Consider the following 6513-nt stretch of genomic DNA (forward strand, 5'->3'; position numbering starts at 1 on the left):
TCCAGTGAAAATAAGTTCGCGGACATCCAGCGACATCCGCGCAGGTCTGGTTATGCGTTAACCGGGTCCAGCCAGCCCCATTTGTCTTCAGTCTCGCCGGTGAACAGGCCGAAGAAGGCCTGCTGAACGCGTTTGGTGACGGGGCCGCATTTGCCTGCGCCAACCTGAATGCGGTCAACGCTACGCACTGGGGTAATTTCAGCTGCGGTGCCAGACATAAAGACTTCATCAGCCAGATAGAGCGACTCACGGGACAGCGTCTGTTCACGTACTTCGATGCCCATATCACGCGCCAGCGTAATAATGGCATCGCGGGTGATGCCCGGCAGTGCAGATGAGGTAAACGGCGGGGTGAACAGCACACCGTCTTTCACTTCAAACAGGTTTTCGCCTGCGCCTTCTGAGATCAGGCCATTGGTGTCCAGTGCAATGCCTTCCTGATAACCATGGCGGCGCGCTTCGCTGCCCACTAACAGTGAGGAAAGGTAGTTGCCGCCTGCTTTCGCCGCGGTTGGCAGCGTATTGGGCGCAACACGGTTCCATGAAGAAACCATCGCATCAATACCGTTTTCCAGCGCTTCAGCACCCAGATAAGCGCCCCACGGGAAGGCCGCAATGATCACGTCGGTCGTAAAGCCATCCGGCGGGTTCACGCCCAGTCCCACATCACCGACGAAAGCCAGCGGGCGGATATAGGCGCTTTTCAGGTTGTTGACGCGAATGACTTCACGGCAGGCTTCCATTAGTTCATCAACGCTGTGTTTGATTGGGAAACGGTAGATTTTGGCGGAATCGTGCAGGCGCTGCATGTGCTCACGGTGACGGAATACAACCGGCCCTTTATGGGAGTCATAGCAGCGAACGCCTTCAAATACCGATGTGCCGTAGTGCAAAGCGTGAGACATCACGCTGACTTTTGCCTCTTCCCACTTAACCATTTCGCCGTTGAACCAAATAAAGTCTGCTTTCTTCGTGCTCATTATTATTTCCTATAGCGACTACGCGCGTATTTGTTGTGATGTCTGTTGTTGAGTCTGGACGCAGGCGACATCCATCAGTTTTCTTAGCTGGGAAGACAGTAAATCGACAGAGCGCTGGCTGGCAACGGTCATTTCGATATTAATGTTTTCAGTGTTAGCCACGGTGGCCATGTTCATGGAACACACCTGAAAACCACGATGGCGTACCACACGTAAAATACGTTCCAATATTTCAGGTCGAAAGCGCGCTTCGATAGACAATTGATGCTGGTTCATACGGTTTTCTCCATCATGTTGGCGTTGCTGGCACCAGGCGGTACCAATGGCCAGACGTTTTCATGCTCATCGATTGAAACATGCAGGAAGTAAGGTCCTTCACTGCTCAGCAGAGCATCGAGTGCGGCGTCGACCTGATCTTTACGGGTGATGCGCTGGCCTGGGATATCAAACGCGCTGGCCAGCGTAAGGAAGTCGGGATTATCGGTCAGGATGGTTTCACTGTAGCGACCATCAAAAAACAGTTGCTGCCACTGGCGCACCATGCCTAAACGCTGGTTGTCCAGCAGCAGAATTTTTACAGGCAGCTTGCCACGCTTGATGGTGCCCAGCTCCTGAATGTTCATCATGATCGAGCCATCGCCCGAGACGCAGATAACCGTATCGTTGGGACGCGCAACCTGCGCACCGATTGCCGCGGGCAGCCCAAAGCCCATGGTGCCTAATCCGCTGGAGGTGATGAAATCTTCAGGCGCGTCACAGGAGATATGCTGGGCCGCCCACATCTGGTGCTGGCCGACGTCGGTCGTGATCACGGTGTTAGCAGGCTTGCGGTCGGACAGTTGTTTCAATAATAACGGCGCATAGATCGCTTCGCCGGGATGATCGTAGCGCCATGCATGCTGGGCTTTCAGGGCGGCGACTTCGTCACGCCATGTCTGAATCTGTAAAGGCTGGCTCAAGGCTGGCAGAACATGGTTAAGATCGCCCTGCAGTGAAACATGCGCACGGCGCAACTTGTTCAGTTCTGCGGGATCAACATCCAGATGAATCACGCTGGCCAGCGGGGCAAACGTATCCAGTTTACCGGTGACGCGGTCGTCAAAACGCGCGCCAACGGCAATCAACAGGTCACAGGACTGCACGGCAAGGTTTGCGGCCTTAGTACCGTGCATGCCCAGCATGCCCAGATAGCCTTCGCTGTGGGCGTCAACACTTCCCAGGCCTTTCAGCGTGGCGACAGCAGGGATGCCGGTCTCCTGCATCAGCGCGCGCAGCGCCGGCACGGCCTGCGCCATCCCTACACCGCCGCCCACATAGAATATCGGCTTTTTAGCCTGAGCCATCATGGCGCGCGCTTCAACAATGGCCTGGTGCGGCATCGACATCACTTCTTCGACCGGCATCAACTGCGGCGAAGGCTCGCCTTTTGCCATCTGGATATCTTTCGGGATATCCACTAATACAGGACCGGGGCGGCCTGACTGGGCAATAGCGAAGGCTTCGGCCATGACGGAAGGCAACTCGTCCAGAGACTCAACCATAAAGCTGTGTTTCGTGCAGGCTAATGACAGGCCAAGAACATCGATTTCCTGGAATGCATCCGTGCCGATGAACGCAGAGGCGACCTGCCCGGTTAAGGCGACGACCGGAACAGAGTCCATCATGGCGTCGGCAAGACCGGTGATCAGATTCGTCGCGCCGGGGCCAGAGGTTGCGATGCAAACGCCGGTTTTGCCGGTTGAACGGGCATAGCCGATTGCGGCCATTACCGCGCCCTGCTCATGACGGCACAACAGGTGTTCTACGCCGCCGTCGTATAGCGCATCGTATACTGGCATGATCGCGCCACCAGGATAGCCAAATACGATATCAACGCCCTGTGCGCGTAAAGCCTGAACTACCCATTGTGCACCTGTCATCGCTATTCTCCTGTATTCCGAGGGGAACAACAGAATTTTATGCTACTGTTCATTGTTTGTTCCTTGCAGATTTACTAAGTTTTTGCCAGGTCAAAAAAAACCCCCCGGACCTTTCGGTGCGGGGGGTTTTTTAGAGTTCTGGCTTGATTTTTAAGCCTTTCTTGCTCCAAGCGTTGCCCCGCACAGTGGGTTAATAATCACCACCACGCTAATCACGACAAGGCTAATCACTAGTAGAAGGGCTTTCATAACGTATTCGATTCTTTAACTCGTTCGAAGTAATGCCTACAGAGTTATCATAGTTACCTCTCTAATTACAATAGTTTTTATCAGGTTTTTTAATCACGCAGGTTTACCGTATTCATTATCGAATTGTTATTAAAAGATTATTTTATCATCCGGGGTTCCGGACAAAAAAAGGCCGCTCATTGCATTTTGACGATTTCACACTCTGCTTCTGCAAATGTGAAACCCGATGTATGGCAGATAAAAAGTTTGCGGGGCGACATACATTTCCTTGTTCTGGGCTTCGCTACACCTGAATTCCGCGTACAGAATGACCGCATTTGGGGGCCGCTATGTCATTGTCAAAGGTGCTGACACGGGCAGCCATCGGTGTTGAAGCGCCGCTGGTGACGATTGAAGTGCATATCAGTAACGGATTGCCCGCCCTCACGTTGGTAGGGTTGCCTGAAACGACCGTGAAAGAGGCGCGTGAACGCGTACGCAGTGCCATTATCAACAGCGGTTTTGACTTCCCTGCCCGACGTATCACCATCAACTTAGGCCCGGCAGATTTACCCAAAGAAGGCGGCCGCTATGATTTGCCTATGGCTATCGCCATTCTGGTGGCCTCTGAGCAGCTTCCTGCGGACAGGCTCAACCACTACGAGTTTCTGGGTGAGCTGGCGCTTAACGGTGGCCTGTGTGGCGTTAAAGGCGCCATTCCGGCGGCACTGGCTGCGACAGGAGCCGGCCGGCAGCTGGTGCTCTCTGCTGAAAACCAGCCTGATGTGGGATTGATACGTCAGGGCGCGACTTTAGTCGCCGCACATTTGATCGAGATTTGTGCCTTTTTGCACGGTAAGTGTGAGTTAGCGACCGCAACCGCTCATGTTGAAGATGATGACAGCATTACCGAAGATCTTCGCGATATTGTGGGTCAGGAGCAGGGACGGCGTGCCCTGGAGATTACCGCTGCAGGTGGACATAATCTGTTGCTGATCGGTCCGCCAGGAACCGGTAAGACCATGCTCGCCACACGCTTACCCGGTATCATGCCGCCGTTAAGCGATCAGGAAGCCCTGGAGTGCGCCGCCATCGCCAGCCTGAGCCAGACATCTCCGTTGCATCTGCGATGGCGTAAGCGGCCTTTTAGGGCCCCTCATCACAGCGCTTCGCTGTATGCCCTTATCGGGGGCGGTGCGTTACCACGACCCGGAGAAATCTCGCTGGCACATAACGGCGTGCTGTTTCTGGACGAACTGCCCGAGTTTCAGCGCAGCGTGCTGGACGCGTTACGTGAACCCATTGAGTCCGGCGAAGTGGCCATTTCGCGGGCCAGGGCCAACGTCGTTTATCCCGCACGCTTTCAGTTAATCGCAGCAATGAATCCCAGCCCAACCGGACACTATCAGGGACAACATAACCGTACGTCGCCACAGCAGGTTTTACGCTATCTCAGTAAACTTTCTGGTCCTTTCCTGGATCGCTTTGATCTGTCACTGGAAGTTCCGCTGCTTCCTGCGGGAATGCTGAGTCAGCAACGGCAGGCAGGGGAAAGCTCTGCAGAAGTGCGTGAGCGCGTTTTTGCCGCGCGTCAGGTACAGATGGCGCGCTCAGGGAAGATTAATGCGCAGTTGGCTAATTCAGATGTACTACAGTGGTGTCAGATTTCGCCGTCGGATGCACGGTGGCTTGAGTCTGTTTTAAATCAGCTGGGCTTATCGGTGAGGGCGTGGCAACGTATCCTGAAAGTGGCGCGCACGGTGGCCGATTTAGCGGGGGAAGAGGTGATTGGACGTCATCATCTTCAGGAGGCCGTAAGCTATCGAAGCATTGACCGACTGATGATCTATTTGCACAAAAGCTTGCAGTAAAAAGGGGCTTTCACCCCTTCTCGTTAATCGTCGCTTTCGGTGTAGTCTTCAACGGTATCCATCTGTGGTTTACCGCCTGACAGCGTGTGAAAACGCTTAGGACGCTTAATACGTGTCATGTATTTGGACCATACACGTTCTGCTTCCGTTTGTGGCTCACGCACGCCACGACAAACCTCAATGAACAGACGCTCTTCTTCTGTCGCTGGCTCACGCTTGGCGAGGTCCAGCTCATTAAACGCTACGCCGTGACGTTCAAGTAGCTGTGCTTCTTTAATCGTAAAGTCACCATGTCGCGAAAAACCGCGTGGGTAATGTTTGTTGTCAAAGAAACGATTTTCCGTTGAGAAGCTTTCCGCCATGTTACACGCTCCTGTTTCTCTTATGGCCGTGCTATTTATGGCGCGGAGTATTAGATAGGCTTGACAGAGTGTAAAACAAAACATTTAAATCTATACGACAAACAAATTTTGGGAGAACGCTGTGGATACGGAATTACTGAAAACTTTCCTGGAAGTGAGCAGAACTCGCCATTTCGGGCGCGCTGCAGAAGCACTTTACTTAACGCAGTCTGCTGTCAGTTTTCGCATCCGCCAGTTAGAAAATCAGCTTGGTGTTAATCTTTTTACCCGACATCGTAACAATATCCGTCTGACCTCCGCAGGTGAGCGGCTGCTGCCCTATGCGGAAAGCCTGATGAATACGTGGCTGATGGCCAAGAAAGAAGTGTCGCATACGCAGCAGCACCACGAGCTCTCCATTGGTGCCAGTGCCTCGTTATGGGAGGCGTATTTAACACCCTGGCTTCAGACGCTCTATGAGAACCGTGAGAGCCTCCATCTGGAAGCGCGTGTGGCACAACGCCATTTACTGGTTAAGCAGCTTCACGAACGTCAGCTGGATTTATTAATCACCACTGAAGCGCCGAAGATGGATGAGTTAACCAGTCAGCAGATCGGTCATATTTCACTGGCGCTGTTTCGCTCACGACAGACAGACAAGCGTGAAAAATATGATTATATAAAACTGGAATGGGGAGCCGACTTTCATCAGCATCAAAGCTATCTCTCTGGCGGTGACGATGTGCCCGTGTTAACAACCACATCCGCCCAGGTGACGCGTGAGTTGCTTCACACGACAGGTGCATGTGCGTTTCTACCTGATTTCTGGCAAAGCCTTTACAGCGATCTGATGGTAATGCCTGATACTTCTGTAGCCGTTCGCCCTCTTTATGCTGTGTGGTTACAAAACAGCGATCAGCAAACGTACATCCGTCAGCTGTTAAAGTTTCCTGTGGTACCTAATTAAAAACAGGAGGAAGTCAAAGAGGATTGGGCCAGTATCTGCTGGCTGGTTTTCTTTTTCACTTTTCTCCAGGCAAAAAAAAATCCTTCGCCGAAGCAAAGGATTTTTCTCTTTCTGGCAGGGGCGGAGGGACTCGAACCCCCAACACCCGGTTTTGGAGACCGGTGCTCTACCAATTGAACTACGCCCCTAAAAAGGGTGGCGGAACGG

At 53.0% G+C, this 6513-nt stretch carries 7 protein-coding genes and 1 tRNA gene; 2 read left to right on the plus strand and 6 right to left on the minus strand.

Annotation, left to right across the window (positions count from 1 at the left end):
• Window positions 1-50 precede the first annotated feature (50 nt).
• The 4 genes from EL29_RS17390 to ilvL all read right to left on the minus strand — a co-directional run bounded on the left by EL29_RS17390 (window position 51) and on the right by ilvL (window position 3148).
• Window positions 51-980, minus strand: a complete 930-nt coding sequence (locus EL29_RS17390) for a branched-chain amino acid transaminase (RefSeq protein ID WP_014604777.1) — start codon at window positions 978-980, stop codon at window positions 51-53.
• An 18-nt stretch (window positions 981-998) separates the two neighbouring features.
• Window positions 999-1256 (minus strand): acetolactate synthase 2 small subunit, encoded by a 258-nt coding sequence (gene ilvM, locus EL29_RS17395; protein WP_013027665.1) that lies wholly within the window; start codon window positions 1254-1256, stop codon window positions 999-1001.
• The gene (ilvG, locus tag EL29_RS17400; protein WP_014594867.1) at window positions 1253-2899 is read right to left on the minus strand and encodes an acetolactate synthase 2 catalytic subunit; all 1647 of its coding nucleotides are present in this window, start codon (window positions 2897-2899) and stop codon (window positions 1253-1255) included. The genes ilvM and ilvG overlap by 4 nt, the downstream gene beginning before the upstream one ends.
• 150 nt (window positions 2900-3049) lie before the next feature.
• On the minus strand, window positions 3050-3148 hold the full coding sequence (gene ilvL, locus EL29_RS17405; protein WP_071785161.1) for an ilv operon leader peptide: 99 nt from the start codon (window positions 3146-3148) through the stop codon (window positions 3050-3052).
• Window positions 3149-3477: 329 nt separating this feature from the next.
• Between ilvL and EL29_RS17410 the strand changes: the two genes are divergently transcribed.
• Window positions 3478-4998, plus strand: a complete 1521-nt coding sequence (locus tag EL29_RS17410) for a YifB family Mg chelatase-like AAA ATPase (RefSeq protein WP_014594868.1) — start codon at window positions 3478-3480, stop codon at window positions 4996-4998.
• Window positions 4999-5021: 23 nt separating this feature from the next.
• Here the strand turns inward: EL29_RS17410 and maoP are convergent, their stop codons facing one another.
• A complete protein-coding gene (gene maoP, locus EL29_RS17415) occupies window positions 5022-5360 on the minus strand; it encodes a MaoP family protein (RefSeq protein WP_006121163.1) in 339 nt (112 codons plus the stop codon).
• A gap of 121 nt (window positions 5361-5481) precedes the next feature.
• Between maoP and hdfR the strand changes: the two genes are divergently transcribed.
• On the plus strand, window positions 5482-6306 hold the full coding sequence (gene hdfR / locus EL29_RS17420) for an HTH-type transcriptional regulator HdfR (protein WP_013027669.1): 825 nt from the start codon (window positions 5482-5484) through the stop codon (window positions 6304-6306).
• A 112-nt stretch (window positions 6307-6418) separates the two neighbouring features.
• Here the strand turns inward: hdfR and EL29_RS17425 are convergent.
• Window positions 6419-6494 (minus strand) — tRNA-Trp (locus tag EL29_RS17425).
• Window positions 6495-6513 lie beyond the last annotated feature (19 nt).

Origin of the sequence: Pantoea ananatis LMG 2665, assembly GCF_000710035.2 — a bacterium.
GTDB lineage: Bacteria > Pseudomonadota > Gammaproteobacteria > Enterobacterales > Enterobacteriaceae > Pantoea > Pantoea ananatis.